Genomic DNA, 23,333 nt, shown 5'->3' with positions numbered 1-23,333 from the left:
ATATTTTTTTCCTCATTCCTTTTCAAGACATACTCTTAGACAACTGGACGTCAAGCCTATCCTAGTGCTGCATATCAAGCTCATACTCAGTATGTAAATCTTTGACTAAAGCTACAGCGCATTCTTTTTGAACAATTATACTGATTTTGATTTCAGATGTTGTGATAGCAAGTATTTCTATCTTTTTTTCGCTTAAAACCTTGAGTGTGCGGTGCATCACTTCAGTGTTAGACATAACACCAATACCAATTATTGAAATTTTAGCTACATTATCGTTTATAGCATAATTTTCATTCTTATTCAGTAACTTTTCCATTAAATCAATATCAAATTTGGAGATAACAAAACTTGACCCATGTATCATATCAATTTTAACGTTTGCTCCTGCTATATCTCTTAAAGTACGCAAGTTATTTGCAAGGTTAGTGAAAGTTACAAGAGCTTCATTAGTGCTATAAGTTATTCCAGTCATTAAGTATCTCTCTAGTACATCCCTTTTGTGTAGCACTGTGGTGCCTTCTACTTCCTTAAAAGTGGATAGCACTTGCACTTTAATGTTATGTTTCATTGCAAGTTGTACTGAACGATTATGCAGTATTTTAGCACCAGATGACGACATTTCCAACATTTCATCGTAAGAGATAAATTTGAGCTTGCGTGCCTTTGGAACAATTCTCGGGTCTGCTGTATATATTCCATCAATATCAGTAAAAATTTCGCAAGTTCTAACACCAAAGGCTACCGCGAAGGCAACTGCTGATATATCAGAGCCTCCTCTTCCAAAAGTAGTGATTCTATCATCATTTATACCCTGAAAACCAGCAATGATCGCAGCAGTATAACCCTCAGCAAAAGATCTTTTCACACGTTCAATCTTTATTGTTTTTATTTTAGACTCAGAATAAAAATCATCAGTTACAATTGGTAACTGCCAGGCAAGCCACGATTTAGCATTAACTCCGATCGATTGGAGAGTGATAGCTAATAGACCGCAAGAGATTTGTTCTCCTGCTGAAAGCATAACGTCATACTCTGATAACTCTTGTCTATAACTTAAATTTGAGATTTGCCTAGCCTGAAAAACCATTTGGTCAGTAAATCCTGCAACAGCAGATACAACAACGATTACATTACAACCTTTCTCAATATCGTTTTTTATCAAATTTGCAACTCGGTTTAAATCAGTTAGCGAAGTCCCACCAAATTTTTTTATGATTATTTTGTCCATAGTTACAATATAACTCTCTTCTGAAGAAAAATATAGTTTTTGTAGAGATAGCAGCTTGCAAGCCATTCAGAAAAGGGAAGACAAAGCTATAGCTAACGCGTCATACCACGATTCATTCCATAGCTGTACGAACATTCATTTTTGAAGGTAAATTGCACAGCAAATGGTGTCATTCGCGGTATAGATTCCGCTAACTAGTAGCGGAATGACGAATTTGTTGTTTTAAAATTGTCAGTAAATCTAAGTTAGTTTAGCTATATAGCACGAACTAAACCACTAAGCAGCAGAAGACCTTGCATGACCTCCAAAAAATGCTTTTACTCTTTCAAGATAAGTAGGTGGTTCTGCAGGGATTTCTATTTCATCTATTTTAGAATATATTGCCGCGTCTACGACTTCATCCGTTATTAACTCCCTTAACCTTTGTTTTATCTGCCCTCTCTGAATATGCTCCCCATAGTCGTTATAAAACTTTACATATAATTCCTTAAACACGAATTCTTTTATAGCATCTCTTGTATAAGAAATGCCGTCCTTTACTTCATCACTCACGTTGCTCAAATCCACCCCAGAACTTGGTGAATACAAATTATCAAAATTTTCTTTCAAAACTTTTATTTTATGGTAGTGCTTATCCACATATTTCTCAAGAAATCTTTTAGTAGCATTACCAGCCAACTTCCCCATTAGCTGAGGCTCCAGTTGAGCTGCAAAGTTGTTTTCTGCTTCAAGGCCACTTAATGCATAAATAATACGGAGAAGCATTCCAGGACCACATTGGCGGTTACTTTCTTCAAAGCGAACCAGTAATATAGATTTCAATAGTTCTACGTCTGCATTTTGCTCTCTTGCCGCAATTAAAACTAAATTTATAGCCTGTGTCAATGTCAATCCGGTTTGTGAATCTACCCAATTTACCCACTCCCCAGTTTCATAACCATCCAATCTTAGATAAGGTTCTATCATTCGTTTTTGCTGACTTGTTAAACCGCTTATATAACTTTTAAACTCTTCATCCAACTCATTTAACGGCGTACCATGTTCTTCCTTTAATTTTTTGGCACATTCAATAACGCTTTGCTGAAAACTTCTAGTATGAACGCTCTGACTACTAGTACCCACATCACTTACATTAAACAAAAAGCTTAGCTGCTTTACATTCAAACCCAAAGGTGAAAAGAGTTTTACTGATGGATATTTTATTAACTCAAGAAGTGCTACTGGAATTAGCAGTGCATAATTTAACAATAATAAACCAAAATTAAATATAAGAAACCCACGTAGAGCTGATACCTTTGATGCAATATACAAAAATGGAAGCTGTAGGTAATATATCAAGTGTATACTGAAGAATAAGATTTTGTCCTTTAATTTTATTGTTGGATCTTTATAAACCTCAAACAACATGCTATTGCTATCAATATTGTTGTTTTTAAAGGAGGTATAGTTGTTTATGATCTTCTCTTGCAAGGGAAGAAGCATTTTATTCAGGCAAATAAACGCAGCAATAACAATAAAACCTGTAGCCAAAAATGCTAGTGCAGGGCTAGAAGTGCTTGTAGATAAATAGGCATAAAGACCATCAACAATTAAGTTTTTGTATAATCTTTCAAAGGGACGAACTAGAATCGGGTCAAGGATATAGTTAACAAGAAGATTTAAATAATACACGAGAAACAAAAGTGCAATCAAAAATGCAATAATACTACAAACAATCAAAAATGCTTTTAATCTCGGATTCATAACCCCCTCTTAATAATCTGTTAATATAATCTATTTTAGGAATAAATTGAAAAAAATGCAAGTTTTTATGTTAAAAGATCAATTGAAATTTCTGAGTTTAGGGTATATTGTTAATCTATTTAGATAAGAATTATTGTGTCAAATAAAATAGGTTTTTGGGCTATTTTTGCCTTAGTGATTAGCAGCCAAATTGGCTCTGGAATTTTTATGCTTCCAATTAGCCTTGCTCCATATGGCATGTATAGCCTTATAAGCTGGATAATATCAGGGCTTGGTGCTATATCTCTTGCTTTAGTTTTTGCCTCACTCTGCGCAAAATTTCCGGAAACGGGTGGCCCTCACGTCTATGTAAAGCATGCTTTTGGCCCTGCTGCAGCTTTTTTTGTTGGTTGGACGTATTGGGTGATCTCATGGGTTAGCACAACAGCCGTAATAGTTGTGGGTGTTGGTTATCTTACACCATTTTTCCATGAAGATATTCAAAACGTACATCTGTTTTTAGAGATGTTATTACTTACAATTATTACACTAATAAATTTTAGAGGAGTAGCTACTGCTGGACGTGTTGAGTTTTTATTGACGGTGATAAAAATTTCTGTATTGCTTGTAATACCTATAGCAGCATTGTTTTTTTTTGATAGAAATAACTTCATCATAAGTGAAGAAATATCAAATCTTACAACATCGCAGATTCTTGCCCGTTCTACACTTATTACTCTATGGGGTTTTATTGGAGTTGAATTGGCAACAGCACCTGCAGGGTCAGTTGATAATCCAGCTAGAACAATACCAAGAGCTGTGGTACTTGGAACAATCTCTGTTGCTGTTGTGTATTTTATCAACAATCTTGCAATTATGGGATTAATAAATGGCAATGATTTAGCAAGTTCAAGAGCACCATATGTTGACGCAATAAAAATTATGGCCTCTGGCAATTGGCACTTGATTATTTCTATAACTGCGTTCATTTTTTGTGTTGGTACTTTAAACGCTTGGGTACTAGCTAGTGGACAAGTGGCCCTTGGCCTTGCAAAAGATAAACTGATGCCACAGTTTTTTGCTCAAAGAAACAAGCACGGTTCTCCTTTCTGGGGCATAACAACTAGCTCAGTTGGAACTGCAACTTTACTAATCCTCACTTCAAGCAACAATTTTGCTAAGCAGATCACATCAATTATCGACTTTTCTGTAGTTTCATTTTTATTTGTTTACCTTGCATGCAGTCTTGCTTTTCTCAAAGTTATTGTGCAAGAAAAGAGTTGTTACAAATTTTTAATTGGCAGTATAGCAACAACCTTTTGCTGCTGGGTAATATTTGAAACTTCTGTGAATACCTTGCTGATCGCAAGCTTATTCACTGCAAGTGGCGTACCTCTTTATTTATTTTGGTATCGCAGAGTTTCTGTATAGCAAATGTTATGTATCTGTTCAGCAGAGTGGCAAAATAAGGTAGACGAGAAAAGACAACTATAGGAAGAAATGGGTGTCATGCCAGTGCGTGACACTGGCATCCAGTTCTTTCGCGCAGTTCCATCAAAAACGTTGTAAAGGATTAATCGCTTTCGTGTTTACCAACTTAGTGCCCAATCTGGATCCCAGTGGGCTTTGTTGCATAGCAACTGAAAAATCTGGTGGCTACTGACAAAATTCATTATAAAATAGCCATTTAACCTTGAAAGAAAAAATATGCCACAAAAAATGAGGGTCAGTAACCATAGCGAATATAACAAATTTCTAGAAAAAAGAGGAAATATTTTTCATTATATCAACGAAGCCATAGAAAAGTGGTACGAGAATGGTCCAAAAATACCAGGTGGCAACAATATTTATAGCGATAAAGTTGTAATTTTGGTGCACATAATAACTTGTTTATTTAGAATAGGCCTGAGGCAAACAGTTGGGTTTATAGCAGGATACCTTGAGCAAATTGGGAAAAATTTGCAAGTTATCAGCTATTCACAATCATCAAGAAGGTTTAAGAAACTCAATATTAATACCAATTCCCATTACAGGGCAAACAGATGGACAATGATGGAAGAAAAGCCATACTGAAGTAAGTAAAATAGCGAGGTTTAAATGGCATTAAGATCAAAATTATTGGATGAAAAAGTAGTAGAATCAGCAAAAGAAATGCTGAAGAAAGTAAGGAATAATGCATATGTTTCAAAAAAACTAAATGCTGTAATTGCAGCAAAAAAGTACAGTATAACGGCTGTAGCAAAAATATATTGCATTTCAAGAAGCGCACTAACTTCGTGGGTAAAACTCTTGAAAATTGGCAGAGAAGAAAAACTGTTTGCTCCTTCACAACGTCGTAGAAAAACTAAATTAAATCAGGCTCAACTACAGCAAATTGAAGAGTGGATAGAAGAAAATCCTAATATCACCATTAAAGAAATGAGAATAAGAATCCAGGAAAAGTTCGGATTAAATATCAGCAAATCTACAGTACACCGCCATATGCAAAAGATGAAATTCTCATATATTACACCAAGACCAGTTCATAATGGACAAGATAAAAGCAAACAAGAGGAATTCAAAAAAAAATCTCAATGGAGCTATTAGCAAGTATCCAGAAAAAGAGCTATTTTTCTTTGATGAATCACGGTTTGGCACACATTCAAAAGTTGGACATGGGTGGTTTAAAAAGGGGATTAGAACACAGGTTAAAACAAAATTAGGTAGGCAAAATTTCTATCTCTATAGTGCAGTTAATCCTAGAAATGGAGAGAGTTCTAGCTTATTTGCACCAAATGTCAACACTGATTGCATGAACATATTTCTTGAGCAAATTTCGCAATATCTAGAAACACGAGAGGCTTTTCTCGTTATGGACTGTGCTAGTTGGCATAGGTCAAAAAATTTAAAGGTACCTAAAAATATCGACATTATATACCTACCTCCATACTCACCTGAGCTAAATCCTGTTGAGAGGCTTTGGTTATATATAAAACAGAACATTTTGCGCAATAAAATATACGATACAATTGCTCTACTTGAGGGTGCTTTGTGCAAATTTATTACTTCTCTTGCCAGCTCCACAATTAAACAACTCTGCAATGTTTCCTATTTGACTGGACAACAATGAGAATTGGTATAACAACCTAGTATAAAACCCTGAGTGTCTGTAATTATATGCCTTTTTCTACCCTTTACTTTTTTACTTCCATCATAGCCTTTGATCCCCCCTTTTCTGTAGTCTTTACAGATTGACTATCTACTATACAGGCACTCGGCTGCTCATTCCTTCCTATTTTTCTTCTACTATATTTTGTAATTTCATAATTCATTTTCTCAAAAATTCCCTGCTTCTTCCATTGCCTGAACTGCTCATACACAGTCTTCCATAGCGGAAAATCATTTGGTAAATACCGCCATTGACACCCTGTACGCAATACATAGAAAATTGCTTCTAATATTTCTCTTTTGCTATACTTTGGCGGCCTTCCTCCTTTCTTGTATGATACTCTGAAGTGTTTTTCTATTCTTGCCCATTCCCTTTCGCTTAGATCTGTTGGATACTTTTTTCTCATCTTTACCCCGTACTAAAATTTCAGATATTATAGCCTTTTACTTGTTTCCGGACAACCTCTGATACCAATTCTCATTGTTGTCCAGTCAAATAGGAAACATTGCAGAGTTGTTTAATTGTGGAGCTGGCAAGAGAAGTAATAAATTTGCACAAAGCACCCTCAAGTAGAGCAATTGTATCGTATATTTTATTGCGCAAAATGTTCTGTTTTATATATAACCAAAGCCTCTCAACAGGATTTAGCTCAGGTGAGTATGGAGGTAGGTATATAATGTCGATATTTTTAGGTACCTTTAAATTTTTTGACCTATGCCAACTAGCACAGTCCATAACGAGAAAAGCCTCTCGTGTTTCTAGATATTGCGAAATTTGCTCAAGAAATATGTTCATGCAATCAGTGTTGACATTTGGTGCAAATAAGCTAGAACTCTCTCCATTTCTAGGATTAACTGCACTATAGAGATAGAAATTTTGCCTACCTAATTTTGTTTTAACCTGTGTTCTAATCCCCTTTTTAAACCACCCATGTCCAACTTTTGAATGTGTGCCAAACCGTGATTCATCAAAGAAAAATAGCTCTTTTTCTGGATACTTGCTAATAGCTCCATTGAGATTTTTTTTTGAATTCCTCTTGTTTGCTTTTATCTTGTCCATTATGAACTGGTCTTGGTGTAATATATGAGAATTTCATCTTTTGCATATGGCGGTGTACTGTAGATTTGCTGATATTTAATCCGAACTTTTCCTGGATTCTTATTCTCATTTCTTTAATGGTGATATTAGGATTTTCTTCTATCCACTCTTCAATTTGCTGTAGTTGAGCCTGATTTAATTTAGTTTTTCTACGACGTTGTGAAGGAGCAAACAGTTTTTCTTCTCTGCCAATTTTCAAGAGTTTTACCCACGAAGTTAGTGCGCTTCTTGAAATGCAATATATTTTTGCTACAGCCGTTATACTGTACTTTTTTGCTGCAATTACAGCATTTAGTTTTTTTGAAACATATGCATTATTCCTTACTTTCTTCAGCATTTCTTTTGCTGATTCTACTACTTTTTCATCCAATAATTTTGATCTTAATGCCATTTAAACCTCGCTATTTTACTTACTTCAGTATGGCTTTTCTTCCATCATTGTCCATCTGTTTGCCCTGTAATGGGAATTGGTATTACTTACATTATACTTTCAAGTATGGCGTTTTTTTATTCTAAACGCTTAATAACCGTGACTCAGCCGCTTTTAAGCCGCAACTAATCTAAATTATAAACGTTAAGAAATTTACTAAACAGAAAAAAAGGCAAAGAAACCCTAGGGTAGCTAATTATTCACTATCCATTTTTTAAGTTGGCGTTTTTTGATGTTTTAAATAGCGTACTTCAGCTTGTGTAGCTAGAAATTTGATAAAGACATGAGGTGCACATAGTGCAAAAAATTAAGCATGATTTACGCCAAATACATTAAGTTTTTTTGTCATTAATCCACTGCAGAGATTGCGAAGATAAATAAATAGCTTCAGTTTCATGATAAGGGGGCTGGCGAAGGGTGTCAAGTAAGTTTTTCGTTTCATCCAATGCGCTGCCAAAAGTTTGTTATGCAAGAGATCCCATAAATTGGGTGTCATAATAACTACACCCACATTAATTTTGGTGTACGTGACCTTGAAAGATCGTGATTCAATACTTAAATTATTAGGGTAGTAGGCAAATAATGGAGCTCAAAATGCATAATGTACAAGAAACTGAAAATTTAAAATTTGACGCTGAGGTAGGGAAAGTACTGAATATAGTGATTCATTCACTTTACACCAATAAAGACATTTTTCTGCGTGAATTAATATCAAATGCATCAGATGCATGTGATAAGTTGCGCTATGAATCTCAACTAAACCCTAATTTGCTAGATTTGAGTAACGAATTAAAAATCACTATCAGCTCCAATAAAGATAAGAACGAGCTATATATCACTGATAATGGCATTGGAATGAATAGACAGGATTTAATAGACAATCTTGGTACAATTGCAAGCTCTGGTACGCAAAAGTTTTTGGATGCGATTAAGAATAGCAAGGATTCAAGCCAAACTGTGGAGCTGATTGGGAAGTTTGGTGTTGGTTTTTACTCATGCTTTATGGTTGCATCAGAAGTAATAGTAGAATCAAGAAAAGCTGGAGAGGAGGAGTCTTGGGTCTGGAAATCCAAGGGAGATGGAGAATATTCAATAAGTAAATCAGATAATCAAGTCCCTCGCGGAACCAAAATTACGCTCATTATGCATCCTGAAGAGAGTGAGTTTTTAGATAAATTTCGTGTTGAAAACATTGTCACTACTTACTCTGATCATATAAATTTTCCTGTTGAATTCATAGATGAAGAAGGAAAAAGTGAAAAGTTAAACAGTAAGGCTGCAATTTGGACTAAGCCAAAAAATGACGTTACTCAAGAGGAGCACAACGATTTTTTCCGCAGTGTTGCCCACGTTGGCGGGGAGCCTTGGATGATATTGCATAATAAAAATGAAGGTGCAATAGAATATACAAATTTGCTTTATGTTCCCTCTATTAAACCTTTTGATTTATTCCATCCAGATAGACGTTGCTCTGTGAAGTTATATGTAAATAAAGTATTTATCACTGAAGATAACATACAGATCATACCGCAGTATTTACGTTTCTTGAAAGGTATTGTTGATTCACCGGACTTGCCTCTTAATATCAGCAGAGAAACGTTGCAGAATAATCGTGTTGTTGAGCAGATCAGAAAATCCCTCACTAAGCGCGTGATATCAGAGCTCGGTAGAAAAGCAAAAGAGAATTTAGAGGAATATACAAAATTCTGGACCAATTTTGGTGCAGTTTTAAAGGAAGGTCTTTGTGAAGCTATGCCAACTGATGAGAGAGAAGCACTACTCTCAATTTGCAGATTTCATAGTACTGGTGATGAGAAATTAGTCAGCATTGATGACTATATAAGCAGAATGAAGCCTGAGCAGGAACATATCTATTATCTCACCGGAAATAGCCTCGATTCAGTGAAAAACAGTCCGCAACTTGAGGGGTTCGTCAGTAAAGGGCTGGAGGTTCTTCTGTTCGTTGATCCAGTGGATGATTTCTGGACTAGTGTAATTCATGAATATAAAGATCAAAAGTTTAAGTCTGTGACTCGCGCTGATGTTGATTTGGAAAAATTCTCTTCAGAAGAAGATAAGAAAAATGAAGAAAACAAATCGAATGAAGAAAAAACTGAGGAAACTATATTGCAATATTTTACCACAGTGCTTGGAGATTCAGTAAAAAGCGTAAAAATTTCCAAAAAATTGACTGATAGTCCCGTATGCCTAGCGGTTGATGAAGGTGCTATGGATCTTCGCATGGAGCGTTTTTTGCGTGAACAAAAGCAGCTAAATTACCGCACGCCAAAGGTGCTTGAAATTAACACTAAGCATCCTGTAATAAAGAGTATAATGAAATCTTATGCTGAAAGTGGTGAAAACCCAACATTGGAGGACATGGTTCACTTATTGTTTTACCAAGCTTGCATCGTGGAAGGCGAAGAGATGGATGACGCGAGCAGCTTTGCTAAGAGACTGAATAATTTGCTTGGCAAGATTTCTGTTTAATGCTATACTTAGCTTAGCTTAGCTGCTAGTTAGGAGGTAAAACATGTTTGGTTCCAATTTTAGAGACTTTGTATCACAAGATACAACTTCACAGGGCCAATCAAATTCTGAAAGATTAATCAAAAGTTGGCATGGTTTTGAAAAACCAGATTCTGAAGATTCAGGTATTGAAGAAGAGTTTGAAGTTTTAGATAGCGAAAGTCAAGAGATACCAGCTACTCCATGTAGCACACCCCCTGAAGATCTAAGTTTAGAGAATGCAATACTTGCAAACTTTCCTGATGGTTGTGATAGGTCGTTTACTGTAGAGTTAAAAGATGAAGATTCATATGGTATCATTCCTAAAAACTTAACTTTTGCTGAGATTATAAATATCTTAAATCAAGCTATACAAGAAGATAATTGTGAAGAATTAGACAAGGTTGTACAAAATATTGAAGATTATGAAGGCAGGTCTATTACGCTGGATAATGAAAATCTCAAAGATTTCTGTTCAAATCAACTTAATTTGGAGTTACAAAACGGAAGCAACCATCAACATATATATTCAAATGTACTATCACAATATAAATTTGATCAAGAGGGTTTCAAGTATGATTATTCAGTAAAAGAATTGGTACTATTGGCAATTGCAGCTAATGACAAGCTAGTAGAGCAATATCAGGATTTTCTTTTTGCTGAAGGAAATTTAAGTCTTTTACCTGTACTTGTTGGTGGTCAAGAATACGTTAAAGCTTTTATAGGAAGATTCCATGATACTGATGGGATTTATGATAAATTAAAAGATCAATCCATACAACTTGGCCAATCCAATAAGATTGGCTTTTTCTCAGTTATAGCATTAAGAAAAGAGCAAGAATTATTAAATGCAGTTTTTGTCGAATACGTTTTAAGAGATTTTGGACAGGTGTTAAAAACAAGTAAACCTGATCCTTTGTATGGTGTGCTTGAAACAGCGTCTCTGATCAAAAATGAAGAATTCATCACGATAGTGCTAGATGCATTTGAAAGATATATTAATGAGCTAACTAAAAAAGCCTCAACAGAAGAGTTATTAAAAAAGAGCTTTGCTACCTTGTTAGAAACTGCGATAAGCCAGGAACACACATCTGTCATTGAATACCTGTGCAAACGATACACTAATAGTGCAGATCGTGCCATTTACGATGTATATGAACAAGCATTTGCAGATGATAAAGTTATTACAATACTAGGGCAACAAATCCTGAAAAACATAGGAGCTCGTGGCAGAAAAGAAATTTATGATTTAATTCTGAAAACTGCATTGGATGCTGGTAATATTGCATTTATCGAGCACTTGTGTGAAAAATGTGCTAAATGCAGCAATGATGTTATTAATTATCTTGATCATAAATCTAAAAACAACGAGTTTGATGAAATATATGAATCAATTCTGATTGCATTGTCTAATACTGAAAGTCAAGACATTATAGTCAGTGTTCTAGCTCATGCTCAAATTTATCAAAGCATACTCAATAATAAACAGCAAGTAGTCAGGCAAACCATACAAAATATACTGAGAAATGCAATAAAAGAAGCTAGTTATGGAGTTGTTGTACCCTTATGTCAGCATGTTGACCTAAAATTCGCAGCTCTTCAGGCAATATGCAAGGAAGAATTTGAGAAAGCTTTACCAGTAATTGCAGAACAGCTTGAAAAAATAAGTATGGAACTTTCTCCAAGTATGACTCGTAATGAGTATCAAAAAAATAGAGATACTTTGAGTCATCTATATCTAATTAGAAATTTGTTAGAAAGTAGTAAATTAATCAATACTTCCAGTAAAGCAAATATACAGACACAAGCGAATACACAAGTTAATAAAAGAAGCAGCAGTGATAATGCAGTATCACCTGTTATAAAAGGCGATACGGCTGTAGTAAATGAAGAGAATAACAATCAACCAAGCAGTCAAAGAAACCCAAAATCCAAAAGTGCTGGCAGTCAACAGACAGAAAAAAATGTTCTTGCAGGGGAGGAAGAAAATGCTATCTTAAATAACACAGGGGTTTCAACGCAGGAGCCTTTAATTAATAATTTTGAGGAGGGTGAAATCAAAAAAGGCAGCGGAAAAAAAGGTGTTAAGCAACTTGCCAGTCCTGTTGAGAAAAAGATTGATGGACTTATAAGCAAAACCAGTACTAACTCAAGAGAAGAACTCGAAAATATTCTAAAAAGTAACTCTCCTACTCTTGTACTACAATATGTAAAAAATAAAGAAGGTCCCTTTAAGGGTAAAGTAGAAGAAATTAAAAAAGAAATTAAAAACCATAATACAAAACAAGGTAATGTTAATATTTCACTGAACAACGATTTGCCAAATTCAGGAGACCAATCTACAAGTTCTAATAATACCGGAAGCAATAGTACACTTACCACAACTCCAGAAATTACGGGTTGTGAAAAGAAGTTGGGGGTAAGTGAAGTTTCTTCGAATGCTGACAATGTGTCTACAATTGGAGGTGTTATTAACAGTAAGGAAAAGCCTGCAGCAGTAGAAAAAACTAGTGCTATAAACAATCAATCAACCTCTATTACTGCAACACAAAATACGCAAAAGAGTAAGTGGCCTACCATAGCTACATGGACGTTAGCAGTAGCTGGAGTTGTTTCAGGAGTAGCTATTGCAGTTTATTTGGAAATGCTAGCTGCAGGAATAGCAGTTGGAGCTTGTTGTCTGGTTGCTGCTGCAGTTATATACTGCTGTACACCTAAAAGCCAAGTTGAAAACAACGAGGTTGAAAAATCTTTCAACACGGGGAAAGTACCTACTGCCGTACATGTATAATAAATATAGTAGTTTACCATTTAATAATTTATTATAATTATGTTAATTATCGGTAAATAAGGACTTGGTAAACTACGAAGAAATATTCTTGAATAAAATAAAAGATATAAAAGATGAGGGGCGCTACCGTGAATTTACGCACTTTGCGTCATTACCAGGTAGGCTCCCCCACATTATGGACTATGAAAGAAATAGGGAAGTAATAGTCTGGTGCAGTAATAACTATTTGGGAATGTCACAAAATGAGAGTGTAATTGCCGCTATCCAAAATTCATCTGTTGGTGCTGGAGGAACAAGAAATATATCTGGTACAACAAAAGAGGTTGTTGAACTTGAAAAATCCTTAGCTTGTTTGCATAAAAAAGAGGCTGCTTTAACTTTTGCTTGTGGCTACCTCGCTAACCAGACAACACTTAGCACTTTATCATCTGTTATTCCGGGCGTAGTAATTTTTTCAGACGAGAAGAACCATTCTTCGATGATAGAAGGCATAAAATCAGGAAAAAGGCCAAAACATATATTTAAACACAATGATGTTAATCATCTAGAGCAGTTACTCAAGTCTATAGACAAAAAGACACCAAAAATAATAGCACTTGAATCCGTATATTCAATGGATGGTGATGTAGCTCCGCTTAAAGAAATATGCGACCTGGCAGATCAACATAATGCAATTACCTATTTGGATGAGGTGCACGCAGTTGGCATGTATGGTTCACATGGTGGCGGAATTGCAGAAAGAGAAGGTCTGATGGATAGAATAACCGTTATTCAAGGTACACTATCAAAGGCTTTTGGAGTGATGGGTGGGTATATAGCGTCTTCAAAGAGCTTGGTAGATGTAATAAGAAGTTCCGCTCCAGGATTTATTTTTACCACTGCTATGTCGCCTGTTTTAGCAGCGGCAGCAAAGGCAAGCGTTGAGCACCTAAAATCGAGCAACATTGAAAGGGAAAAGCAAAAGCAAGTCGTTGAAAAAGTAAAAAACTCACTGAGAAATGCAGGAATTAACTTCATTCCAACAGAAACTCATATAATTCCAATAATAATTGGCAACTCAGAGTTATCCAAAAAAGCATCAAAATTATTATTTGATGAGTATGGAATATATGTTCAACATATAAATTACCCGACAGTTCCAAGAGGAACTGAGCGTTTCCGTATTACCCCTACACCTTATCATACCGATGAAATGATAGAGCATTTAACAGAATCTCTTGTAAAAGTTTTCGAAAAGTTGTCTATCTCTGTAGCCTGCTTATGCTATAGCTAGTACAGCCCTACGTCATACCGCGATTTATTCGCGATATCTCAGCATGGATTCCGCTAACAAGTAGCGGAATGACGAGTTTTACGCTTATCAAATTGTAGGTAAACATAAATTACTTTAGCTATAGTTTTATATCTCCAGCAATGATTAGCCCGTTGTCTTCCGTTAGCCTTCCACCGCTTTCTTGCAGAAAAAGTCTACCGAGCAAGGCTTTATATTTGTTAACTCCAGAGTAAATTATTCCACTGTGCCTTCCTGCCGCAAGGTATGCAAAGCCTAAAATTGTTGAACCTATGGAGCGTACATTACTATTGCCAGGCAGCAATTTATTTAACAAATTACCACTTACATCTATTAGACCCCCTTCACGGCTTTTCACTCGCATTTTTACATGACGAGATCTAAAATCCTCAAGAAAAGCACCTTTCTTTTCTTCTGCCCAAAAAGTTTCTCTAAGAGCCGGAGCATCAATTACAGCTGCCACAACTTTATTTTTATGAATGAGACAGACTGATACTGCAAAATAAACCATGCAACTAGAAAAGTTCTCCCTGCCCTCTATAGGCATAATAAACCAGGTATAAGTGTTATCTTTTACTTCTTGATCAGTATCATCTTCAAAAATAAAACCATAGTCTCGTTTGTAGTCGTGCAAGCAATCGTATATGGTTTGCTTGGATTTTGAATAAGTTTTATTAATAAAGTCTGCTGATTTAACATTAGAAATTTGCAATTCATTAAAATCGCGCATAAGCTGCTTGGAAGCATTACGCACAGAATCAAGCATCACATTAATTCGTGGTGATGAGAGGGACATTCTTCCTTTTACTCTTTCACTCTTTCATAATAGCTGTCACCTGGAGTATATACTACAATTTTATCCTCTTCTTTTATAAATTGAGGCACGTTAACGCGCATTCCGTTTTCCAAAATTGCAGGCTTATAAGAAGCAGTAGCAGTTTGTCCTTTAATAACAGACTCTGTTTCTTTCACAGCAAGTGTAACATAATCAGGCACATGCGCAGAAATTATTTTGTCTTGATAAGCTACAACTTTAATTTTCATGTTATCCTGTAAATAAATTTTTTTTTCTCCCAATAAGTCCAAATTTATAGTGATTTGCTCGTAATTACTTGGATGCATAAGATTTACAATGTTTCCTTCAGTGAAAAGGTAAACATATTCCTCTTCATCTAAAATTGCCCTTCTGATTGTTGCATCAGAACGAAATCTTTCATAGTGTTTTGCTCCGGTTTTGATGTTTTTCATTTCGGCTTGTATGTATGCACCACCTTTACCAGGTTGAGTATGCATAATACCTACAACCAAAAATAATCCGCCGTTATGTTCCAACACCTGACCTGGTCTGATATCGTTAGCTCTTTCTGCCATAATTACATTTTCAATTTGATCTTATAATTATAAATAGCTTTATATAAATATCAAAGTCTTTATTAGTCAATAAATTCTGGTATATTTAATACTATATACCTCCCCTTTATATTTATATGTGGAAATATCTCTTTAGTGAAAGACAGCATAATACGTTTTTTTGTGCTGATAACTAAAATTTCTAATATATCCCCTGAGCCGAAATTATACACAGATTTTACATAGCCATATAATTCATTACTTTTCAGCCTTACTTCCATATCTACAAGGTCACTTTGGTAAAATTCATCCTCATCATTTAGCTCTGGTAACTTGCTTCTTTCTATATATAGCTTCTTATTCCTTAAAAGCTCTGCTTCATTACGGGAATTCACTCCGCTTATTGTAGCTATTACTAAATTATCACCTATGACGGATACTGAGTCTATTTTATAATTCTCATCACCACTTATTAGCTTACCATATAAGGAGATATTTTCAGGCTTTTCAGTAAAGGTTTTTACTTTAACAGCTCCTTTAATTCCGTGAGGAGAGGTAATAATTCCTAAGCATACCAGATTGTCGTTCATATTAATGCAAGTATCTAATCAGAAGATTTCTCAGATAAATATTGAGTCAAAATCTCGATGCCTTCATCAATCTCTTTTTCAGTGATAATGAGTGGAGGTAAAATTCTCACAACGTTGTCTGATGTTACCCCAACAGTAAGCAAGCCGCGATGACTTAACTCTTCTGCAAACTTTTGATTGTCTGCTTTCACTTTTATTCCAAGCATTAACTCTTTCCCTCTTACTTCCTCTATTATTGGAAATTTACTTGCTAAGTCTTCTAGTTTATTTTTTAAGTATTTACCTCTAATTTCAACATTTTTCAAAAAGCCGGGGCTGAGCAATTCTTCGAGCACAGCATTACCTACTGAGGTTGCAAGCGGATTGCCACCAAAAGTGGAACCGTGCATACCAACTGCCATATATTTAGCAGCCTTTTCAGTTGCAAGACAAGCCCCCAGCGGAAACCCCCCGCCTATTCCCTTTGCAAGAGCACATATATCAGGTTCCACTCCTATATGTTCGTATGCGAATAATTTTCCTGTCCTACCAGCACCGCATTGTACGCAATCAAAAAATAACAATATGTCATTTTCATCACACAGCCTTCTTAGTTCTTTCATAAAGACTTCATTCATTACTTTGATACCACCTTGCCCTTGTATTGGTTCTATTAATATAACGCCTATACCACTTGAAATTGCTTTCTTTACGCTCTCAATATTGGGCTCGATGTTATCACACCAATCAATGTAGGGATTTAGTAATTCAGAAAATTTCTGTTTATCGTTTGTAGCACAAGTTAAAAAGGTTCTTCCATGAAATGCACCATGAAATGTTAAAATTCTGTGACGATTTTTATTGCCTTTTCCATTTTGATAGATCCTAGCAATCTTAAGTCCACATTCTACTGCCTCTGATCCAGAATTTGAGAAAAATACAGTGTCAGCGAAACTATTGTTTATTAATTTTTCTGCAAAATTATTGGCAGCAGGTATATTATAGGTATTTGATATATGCCATAATTTTTCTCCTTGCAATTTAAGAGCACTAATTAATCGCGAATTAGTGTGACCTAAGCTACTAACGGCTATTCCGGAGTGAAAATCTACGTAGCGCTCACCATCAACATCATATAGGTAGATACCTTTGCCATGAGAAAAATTTATATTAACAGGAGAATAAACTGGCAAAATAGGAGAAATTGTCATAAAATATTATATGCTAAATTTTATTATTAATAACATAAAAGCCGTTGTTTCGCAATGAGTAAGGATATGTATAAGATAGGTAAATTAATGTTTTCTGCACTGGGGAAAAACAAATACACAAAAGTTATCGCATTATTCTCATCAATTTTTATGATTTTATTCAGTGTGATATATTGTAATTATTTACTAAGGAGTAATTTCCTTTCTTCTTACCGTGATTCAAGTGTAAACTTAAAAAGCGTACTGGAAAATGGCATAATAAAAAAATACCATTATTTACTAATAGAAAAGCATCACATTAAATACAAAAATTTTGACTACATAAACCAACTAGTAAAACTACGTGCTGAATTATTACAATCAGTGAGCAAAGTAAAGGATTTCAGCTTAATACTGTATGATCAAAACGGCAGAATAATATTCAGTAATTTTAACACTCAAGATTATGATTATGAACAGTTACTTACAAACGATGAAATTGATAAACTATTAAGTAACCAAGAAATATTTTATACTATAGGAAATACATTAACTTCTATTTTCCCTATATTCCATGAAAATAGCGCTAAACCGTCGTTTTTTTTGAAGATTCTTCGAAGCTACAATAATTCTTATGTTATAGCATATGGCCTATTTTTAGGCTTATTATTAATAATTTTAATATTAATAATGTTCTATTTGCACTTTTCTAATACCAAAATGCTGGCCAAGCAACATAAAACTAACATTGAATTACAGCAGATAAAAGAGGCATTAGAGCAAGAAAATGCAAACAAGCTAAAGTTTTTTGCAAGCGTTACACATGAGTTACGCACACCTCTTAATGCTATTATTGGATTTGCAGAGTTGATCAAAAATGAAACTTTAGGTTCAATGGATAACTCTCAATACAAGGAGTATGCAGACGATATATATAATGCAGGGACGCATTTACTTGCTTTAATTAACGATGTGCTCGATTTTTCTAAAGCTGAATCAAGTAGTTTAACAGTAGAAAAAGTGAAGTTTAACCTGAACAAAATAATTGATTCATGCATAAATATGCTATTACCTAAATTAAGAGAAACTGAGATTAATTTAAAAAAAGAGATACCTAATAAGCAATTATTAGTTATTGCAGATCCTAAGAGAATGAAACAAGTTATAATAAATTTATTATCAAACTCAATCAAATTTACCCCAAAGGGTGGTTTAATAAGAATGGTGGTAAAAGAAAATATAGAAAAAAACTTATTAACTATTGAGTTTCATGACAATGGAATAGGGATAATGCAGCAGGACATATATAAAGTTATGTCTGTTTTTGGCCAAGCAGATTCGGGGTATAGAAACGAAGGTACGGGCATCGGATTGCCGCTAAGCAAGAAATTAGTAGAGTTAATGGGTGGAACTTTTGACATTAAAAGTGAAGCAAAACTTGGTACTACGATAACATTGAACTTCTTTTATGAAGAACAAACATGTGAAGATTCGATTGATTTTTAATAGGATCTATTTGATATGGCCTTACATCAGACGAAAACCACACTTTATCAAAAGCGGCAAGCCGAGAAGGTAGGCAGAAATTCATCAATAAGCCCCCATCAAGAATCTTATCTGTTAGCTATATATAAAATTTGATACTCTGACTACAATATACTACTATAGATAGAAGTGTTATTAATGGAGCAAGGTATGGAATTAGCAGTAGGAAATAATGCACCCGATTTTAGCTTACCAACAGATTCTGGTGAAAATTTATCACTGAGTGAATTTTTTGATAAAAAAAATGTAGTTCTTTATTTTTATCCTAAAGACGATACTCCGGGTTGTACAATGGAGGCAAAAGGCTTTAGAGATAAAATAGATGATTTTTCTTTCCTTGACACAGTGATAATTGGTGTATCAAAAGATAGTGTTAGATGTCACACTAACTTCAAAGCAAAATATTCTCTGCCGTTTTCTTTAGTTTCTGATGAGAATGCTGAAATGTTGGGAAAATATGGTGTTTGGGTAGAGAAAAGTATGTTTGGCAAAAAGTATATGGGAATAGAACGCACTACTTTTTTAATAGATAAAAAAGGTAAAATAGTGAAGATCTGGAAAAATGTAAAAGTTAGTGGACATGTTGATGAGGTTCTGGAAGAAGTAAAGAGAATATAAACTAAAGAATAGGTTAATGGCTACCCATTGCTACATAAAAAAGCTGAAATTACATAATTTTCGTAGCCACTCAAACTTTGAACTGGATTCAGATGATAGCTCAGTTGTAATAACTGGCAAAAACGGTATTGGTAAAACTAATATACTTGAAGCAATCTCGTTGCTTGCTAAAAGCAATGGAATGAAAAAAGCAAAAGCCAGTGAGATACAAAATAGATTCAGTAATGAAGATTGGATAGTCCACTATGATTTTTTTAATGGAATGGATTTTAATTCAATTGGTATCGCAAAGAGTTTTGATAAGAAACTAATACAAATTGATGGAAGAACGCAATCGAGTTATTCATCTTTGTATAAGATATCCAATGTAATATGGCTGATTCCACAAATGGACTATGTTCTTCTTAATTCTCCAAGTGACAGATTAAAATTTTTAGACCGTATAGTCTCACTGTTTGAGGAAAATTACACTTGCTGCTACATGAAATATAGAAAAGCTAAACATGAGCGAAGTAAACTATTGAGGGAGAACATTTTGAACAAAAACTGGCTCTCTAGTCTTGAAAACATAATGGCCGTTAATGCAGTTAGTATTTTACGTATGCGATCGTCTGTTTTAAAGACACTACAAGACACAATTGATAACCATTCCAGTGAGCTTTTTCCGAAGGCAAGTTTGAAATTCAGCAGCCAGCTAACTTTGAACGATACTGCAGAATATTTTCAGAATCGTCTAAAGGAAAACAGAGAAAAAGACTCATTGACTGGTAGAGTAACCTTTGGTGTGCATAACGATAATTTTCGGGTTTTTTGTCAAAAAAGAAACGTACCAATAAATCTGTGCTCCACTGGAGAACAAAAGTTATTACTGCTTTCTATTATTTTATCCAGTGTAAAAGCAAGGTGTATTCATTACAATAAGGCACCACTTCTTCTACTTGATGATATAATGTCTCATCTGGATAAACATTACAGAAAGGCGTTAATGGAGGAAGTGTTAAGTATTCAATGTCAAACTTGGATAACTGATGTAAATCAAGATAATTTCAATAGCTATCTTTATTCTTTCAAGTTTTTTGAATTATCAAATGAATTAAATGCAAAACCTACTTGACAAACTCCGCCAGCCCTCTTATCATGAAACTGAAGCTATTTATTTATCTTCGCAATCTGTGCAGGTTAATGACAAAAAACTTAGGGTATTTGGCGTCTCATGTTTAATTTTTCGCACTACGTGCATCGCATGTCTTTAAAAATTTTTAGGTTTTTACCTATATAAGCCGAAACGCGCTTACAAAGCGTTTAAGACAGCAAAAAACGTCAAATTGACAAGGGAGAATTTGAATGCTAGCTACTACGGGGTTTCTTTGCCTTTTTTCCTGCTTAGTAAATTTCTTAAACACTTGCGGTGTAGGTTAGTTGCAAGTTAAAAGCAGCTAAATCGCTCTTAATCAAGCGTTTTAGAATAAAAAAACGCCGATATTTTAGTACATAGTAAATAGCCAACCACCATGGGGCTTCTTTTGCCTTTTTTTTCATTTGGTAAATTTCTTAAACATTTATAGCTAAACGACAACCGTCATCCTGCTGCTTGTTAGCTGATGAGATACCGCGAATGAATCGCGGTATGACGGTATGCGGCGGCATGACGATAAGCCTTGTCATTCTAGCGCGTGGCGCTGGAATCCAGACTTTAACTGATATGATTACAGAAAGAGAATTTATTAGGTAGTCATAGACACTGAAAGTGGTAAAACTTACCACTTTCAAGTAAAGAAAACTACGTTTGTGCCTCCAACAATTTCTATTACTTATCTGCTACTGCACCGTTTTTACAAATCACACCTCCTGGTGTTATTTTTGAAACGACTACAGGAGCGCCAAAAAACACAGCAGTGAATGCACCGAGTGCAAAAAGCGCTGGCCACGGCATTCTGCCGAATATTGCAAGCAACGCTGCACCAATGATCACTATTGTGATCATTGGTCCACCTATGCCATGAGTATAGCCTATTATATTGCATATCACCAATGATGTTGTATCATTTGTATCAACAAAAGTAGTACTTGTAGGAGGAGCACCTGCATCAAACGCAAAGGAGAGAATTAAAGCTACAAGTAGAAGAAAATTTTTCATTATGCCTCCGATAATTTCTGTTTCATATTTGATTATCTATCACATTGATTAAGTTTAAGTAAATGGTGAGGATTTTTTGCTTAAAAGTATCCTTTATTTCATTTAGAATACTTTTCTTGGTTCGTTTATATTACAGTGCTACAGAAATTTTACAGCATCGTTTATTGCCTTTATCGTGCTTTGATTGACACAATTCATAATGATGGAGTGGAGCATGCAGGGTATTTATCATTTTTAATTCTGTTATCAATATTTCCTTTTCTCATCGTTTTAATGGCTGTGGCGTCAACATTCGCAAATTTTTTAGACCAGTACAACATTGGCTGGGTATTTATCATTGATAACATGCCACAGGATATTTTATCATCTTTGATGCCGCGTATTAGGGAGATAATATCAGGCCCGCCGCAAAGCTTACTAACTTTAGCAATTGTAGGTGCTGTTTGGACCGCTTCATCGACAATTGAAGGGCTTAGAACAATACTCAATAAGGCCTATAAAGTTCCGGTTTCGCCGCCTTATATATTAAGAAGAGTACTAAGTATATTACAATTTTTAGTAATCACGCTTATTATGACTCTAACTATAGTGTTTTCTACACTAGTACCAATGCTAATTGATTTTTCCTATCAGGGGCTAAGTTATACTAGGTATTTACTTATTGAATTTGTACTTTTCACAGTAGTCTCTTGGCTATATTTTATGTTACCAAACATAAAACAAAATTTATCAGACGTATTTCCTGGATCTTGTGTAGCTGTTATTCTTTGGACGATTTCTGCTTCAGCTTTTAAGCAATACTTAAAAGCTTCCTTTGACCAACTGGATTTGATATATGGAAGTTTAGGTGGTGTGGTAGTGTCATTACTATTTTTTTATATGCTAAGTTTGATTTTTATATATGGAGCAAAATTCAATTTTCAGCTAAAATATTTCAATGGATCTCGCTAAGGAGAAAGAAATGGGTAAGTTAGAAGGTAAAGTAGCTTTAATCACCGGAGCTTCAGGTGGAATAGGCTCTGCTGTTGCAAAAAGGTTTATAAGAGAAGGTGCATGTGTGATTCTGATTTCAAGATCTCTTGATAATCTCAAGCCACTATATAATGAAATTGAAGAGCTTGAAGAATTTAAAGAAGGCTCTGTGAAACTAATTCAGCTTGATCTTCTAGACTTTGAGAATGTAAAGATACTGACAAACATGATAGAAAGCCTGAAATTATCAGAATCTGGAGCACTTGATATATTAGTTGCGTGTGCTGGAATTTTAGGCAAACTGAACCCCATTCATGACTGTGAGATTGAAGAGCTACAGAACGTAATGAATACAAATTTTACTGCCAATTGGTACTTACTAAAAAACTTAGATCCAATGCTAAAAAAGTCTAATGCTGGAAGAGCGATATTCATGACCTCAGAAGTGACACTTTCTCCTTCCTCTTATCCATATTGGATGCCGTATGCTGCAAGTAAAGTTGCACTAGAAATAATGGTGCAGATATATGCATCTGAGACAAAACATACAAAATTATGTGTAAATGCTGTATACACGGAAGGACCTGTGGGTAGTGAGCAGGCATTTCCTGGATCTGAATTGGTGTCACCTGATAAACTAACAGATAAATTTGTGGAATTAGCTTCTGAAGACTGCAGCATATCAGGAAAAATCTTACCGCTCAGCAAATCTCCCGAATAAATTACCATAGTATCT

General features: G+C 34.9%; 20 protein-coding genes and 1 pseudogene. 11 read left to right on the top strand and 10 right to left on the bottom strand.

Features of this window, described 5'->3' with window-relative positions; translation table 11 throughout:
- Nucleotides 1–61: 61 nt before the first annotated feature.
- Both ABWU31_RS01855 and ABWU31_RS01850 read right to left on the bottom strand, forming a co-directional pair.
- Entirely contained in the window at nt 62–1,228 is a 1,167-nt protein-coding gene (locus ABWU31_RS01855) for an aspartate kinase (protein ID WP_077188380.1), read from the bottom strand.
- A gap of 276 nt (nt 1,229–1,504) precedes the next feature.
- Nucleotides 1,505–2,971, bottom strand: coding sequence for a hypothetical protein (locus ABWU31_RS01850; protein ID WP_236514394.1), 1,467 nt, complete (start codon nt 2,969–2,971; stop codon nt 1,505–1,507).
- 135 nt (nt 2,972–3,106) lie between these two features.
- Here ABWU31_RS01850 and ABWU31_RS01845 point away from each other — a divergent pair, with 135 nt between their 5' ends.
- The 3 genes from ABWU31_RS01845 to ABWU31_RS01835 all read left to right on the top strand — a co-directional run bounded on the left by ABWU31_RS01845 (nt 3,107) and on the right by ABWU31_RS01835 (nt 6,059).
- Nucleotides 3,107–4,381, top strand: a complete 1,275-nt coding sequence (locus ABWU31_RS01845) for an APC family permease (RefSeq protein ID WP_010082345.1) — start codon at nt 3,107–3,109, stop codon at nt 4,379–4,381.
- Nucleotides 4,382–4,657: 276 nt separating this feature from the next.
- Complete coding sequence (locus ABWU31_RS01840) at nt 4,658–5,023, top strand: transposase (protein ID WP_353271297.1); 366 nt, start codon at nt 4,658–4,660, stop codon at nt 5,021–5,023.
- A 24-nt stretch (nt 5,024–5,047) separates the two neighbouring features.
- Nucleotides 5,048–6,059 (top strand): IS630 family transposase gene (locus ABWU31_RS01835; protein ID WP_265029767.1). Its coding sequence is split into 2 segments (ribosomal slippage): nt 5,048–5,509 and nt 5,511–6,059, totalling 1,011 coding nucleotides; the frame shifts between segments, so codons are not numbered across the junction.
- Here ABWU31_RS01835 and ABWU31_RS01830 read toward each other — a convergent pair.
- Together ABWU31_RS01830 and ABWU31_RS01825 are read right to left on the bottom strand one after the other, a co-directional pair.
- A pseudogene (locus ABWU31_RS01830) lies at nt 6,059–6,504 on the bottom strand (IS5 family transposase); the annotation flags it as partial. The gene ABWU31_RS01835 and the pseudogene ABWU31_RS01830 overlap by 1 nt on opposite strands.
- 71 nt (nt 6,505–6,575) lie before the next feature.
- Nucleotides 6,576–7,587 (bottom strand): IS630 family transposase gene (locus tag ABWU31_RS01825; RefSeq protein WP_265029767.1). Its coding sequence is split into 2 segments (ribosomal slippage): nt 6,576–7,124 and nt 7,126–7,587, totalling 1,011 coding nucleotides; the frame shifts between segments, so codons are not numbered across the junction.
- Nucleotides 7,588–8,220: 633 nt separating this feature from the next.
- Between ABWU31_RS01825 and htpG the strand changes: the two genes are divergently transcribed.
- From htpG to hemA, 3 genes are all read left to right on the top strand, one after another.
- Entirely contained in the window at nt 8,221–10,116 is a 1,896-nt protein-coding gene (gene htpG / locus ABWU31_RS01820) for a molecular chaperone HtpG (RefSeq protein WP_353271296.1), read from the top strand.
- Between the two features lie 43 nt (nt 10,117–10,159).
- Nucleotides 10,160–12,925, top strand: a complete 2,766-nt coding sequence (locus ABWU31_RS01815; protein WP_353271295.1) for a hypothetical protein — start codon at nt 10,160–10,162, stop codon at nt 12,923–12,925.
- Between the two features lie 64 nt (nt 12,926–12,989).
- Entirely contained in the window at nt 12,990–14,198 is a 1,209-nt protein-coding gene (gene hemA / locus ABWU31_RS01810; protein WP_006279721.1) for a 5-aminolevulinate synthase, read from the top strand.
- Between the two features lie 118 nt (nt 14,199–14,316).
- Here hemA and ABWU31_RS01805 read toward each other — a convergent pair whose 3' ends face one another.
- From ABWU31_RS01805 to ABWU31_RS01790, 4 genes are all read right to left on the bottom strand, one after another.
- Entirely contained in the window at nt 14,317–15,012 is a 696-nt protein-coding gene (locus ABWU31_RS01805; protein ID WP_006279720.1) for an inositol monophosphatase family protein, read from the bottom strand.
- A gap of 8 nt (nt 15,013–15,020) precedes the next feature.
- Entirely contained in the window at nt 15,021–15,587 is a 567-nt protein-coding gene (gene efp / locus ABWU31_RS01800) for an elongation factor P (RefSeq protein WP_006279719.1), read from the bottom strand.
- A gap of 62 nt (nt 15,588–15,649) precedes the next feature.
- Entirely contained in the window at nt 15,650–16,156 is a 507-nt protein-coding gene (gene rimM / locus ABWU31_RS01795) for a ribosome maturation factor RimM (protein ID WP_006279718.1), read from the bottom strand.
- A gap of 14 nt (nt 16,157–16,170) precedes the next feature.
- Complete coding sequence (locus ABWU31_RS01790; protein WP_353271294.1) at nt 16,171–17,346, bottom strand: aspartate aminotransferase family protein; 1,176 nt, start codon at nt 17,344–17,346, stop codon at nt 16,171–16,173.
- 66 nt (nt 17,347–17,412) lie between these two features.
- On the opposite strand from ABWU31_RS01790, the gene ABWU31_RS01785 reads away from it, so the two are divergent.
- From ABWU31_RS01785 to recF, 3 genes are all read left to right on the top strand, one after another.
- On the top strand, nt 17,413–18,831 hold the full coding sequence (locus tag ABWU31_RS01785; protein ID WP_353271373.1) for a sensor histidine kinase: 1,419 nt from the start codon (nt 17,413–17,415) through the stop codon (nt 18,829–18,831).
- Nucleotides 18,832–19,020: 189 nt separating this feature from the next.
- Nucleotides 19,021–19,488 (top strand): thioredoxin-dependent thiol peroxidase, encoded by a 468-nt coding sequence (gene bcp, locus ABWU31_RS01780; protein ID WP_006279715.1) that lies wholly within the window; start codon nt 19,021–19,023, stop codon nt 19,486–19,488.
- 16 nt (nt 19,489–19,504) lie between these two features.
- Nucleotides 19,505–20,602 carry a DNA replication/repair protein RecF gene (recF, locus tag ABWU31_RS01775; RefSeq protein WP_353271293.1) on the top strand — a complete coding sequence of 366 codons (1,098 nt, stop codon included), beginning with the start codon at nt 19,505–19,507 and terminating at the stop codon, nt 20,600–20,602.
- A gap of 281 nt (nt 20,603–20,883) precedes the next feature.
- On the opposite strand, the gene ABWU31_RS01770 is transcribed toward recF, so the two are convergent.
- On the bottom strand, nt 20,884–21,027 hold the full coding sequence (locus tag ABWU31_RS01770; RefSeq protein WP_341810636.1) for a hypothetical protein: 144 nt from the start codon (nt 21,025–21,027) through the stop codon (nt 20,884–20,886).
- A 268-nt stretch (nt 21,028–21,295) separates the two neighbouring features.
- Nucleotides 21,296–21,625 carry a TrbC/VirB2 family protein gene (locus ABWU31_RS01765; protein ID WP_353271292.1) on the bottom strand — a complete coding sequence of 110 codons (330 nt, stop codon included), beginning with the start codon at nt 21,623–21,625 and terminating at the stop codon, nt 21,296–21,298.
- Between the two features lie 135 nt (nt 21,626–21,760).
- On the opposite strand from ABWU31_RS01765, the gene ABWU31_RS01760 reads away from it, so the two are divergent.
- Nucleotides 21,761–22,576, top strand: coding sequence for a YihY/virulence factor BrkB family protein (locus tag ABWU31_RS01760; RefSeq protein WP_353271291.1), 816 nt, complete (start codon nt 21,761–21,763; stop codon nt 22,574–22,576).
- Complete coding sequence (locus ABWU31_RS01755; protein WP_006279711.1) at nt 22,563–23,318, top strand: SDR family oxidoreductase; 756 nt, start codon at nt 22,563–22,565, stop codon at nt 23,316–23,318. Before ABWU31_RS01760 ends, ABWU31_RS01755 begins: the two co-directional genes overlap by 14 nt.
- Nucleotides 23,319–23,333 lie beyond the last annotated feature (15 nt).

The organism is Wolbachia endosymbiont (group A) of Alloplasta piceator, from assembly GCF_964028505.1.
In the GTDB taxonomy this organism is placed as follows: domain Bacteria; phylum Pseudomonadota; class Alphaproteobacteria; order Rickettsiales; family Anaplasmataceae; genus Wolbachia; species Wolbachia pipientis.
Note: the sequence above shows the minus strand (reverse complement) of the source record. Positions and strands in the feature narration are given on the sequence as shown.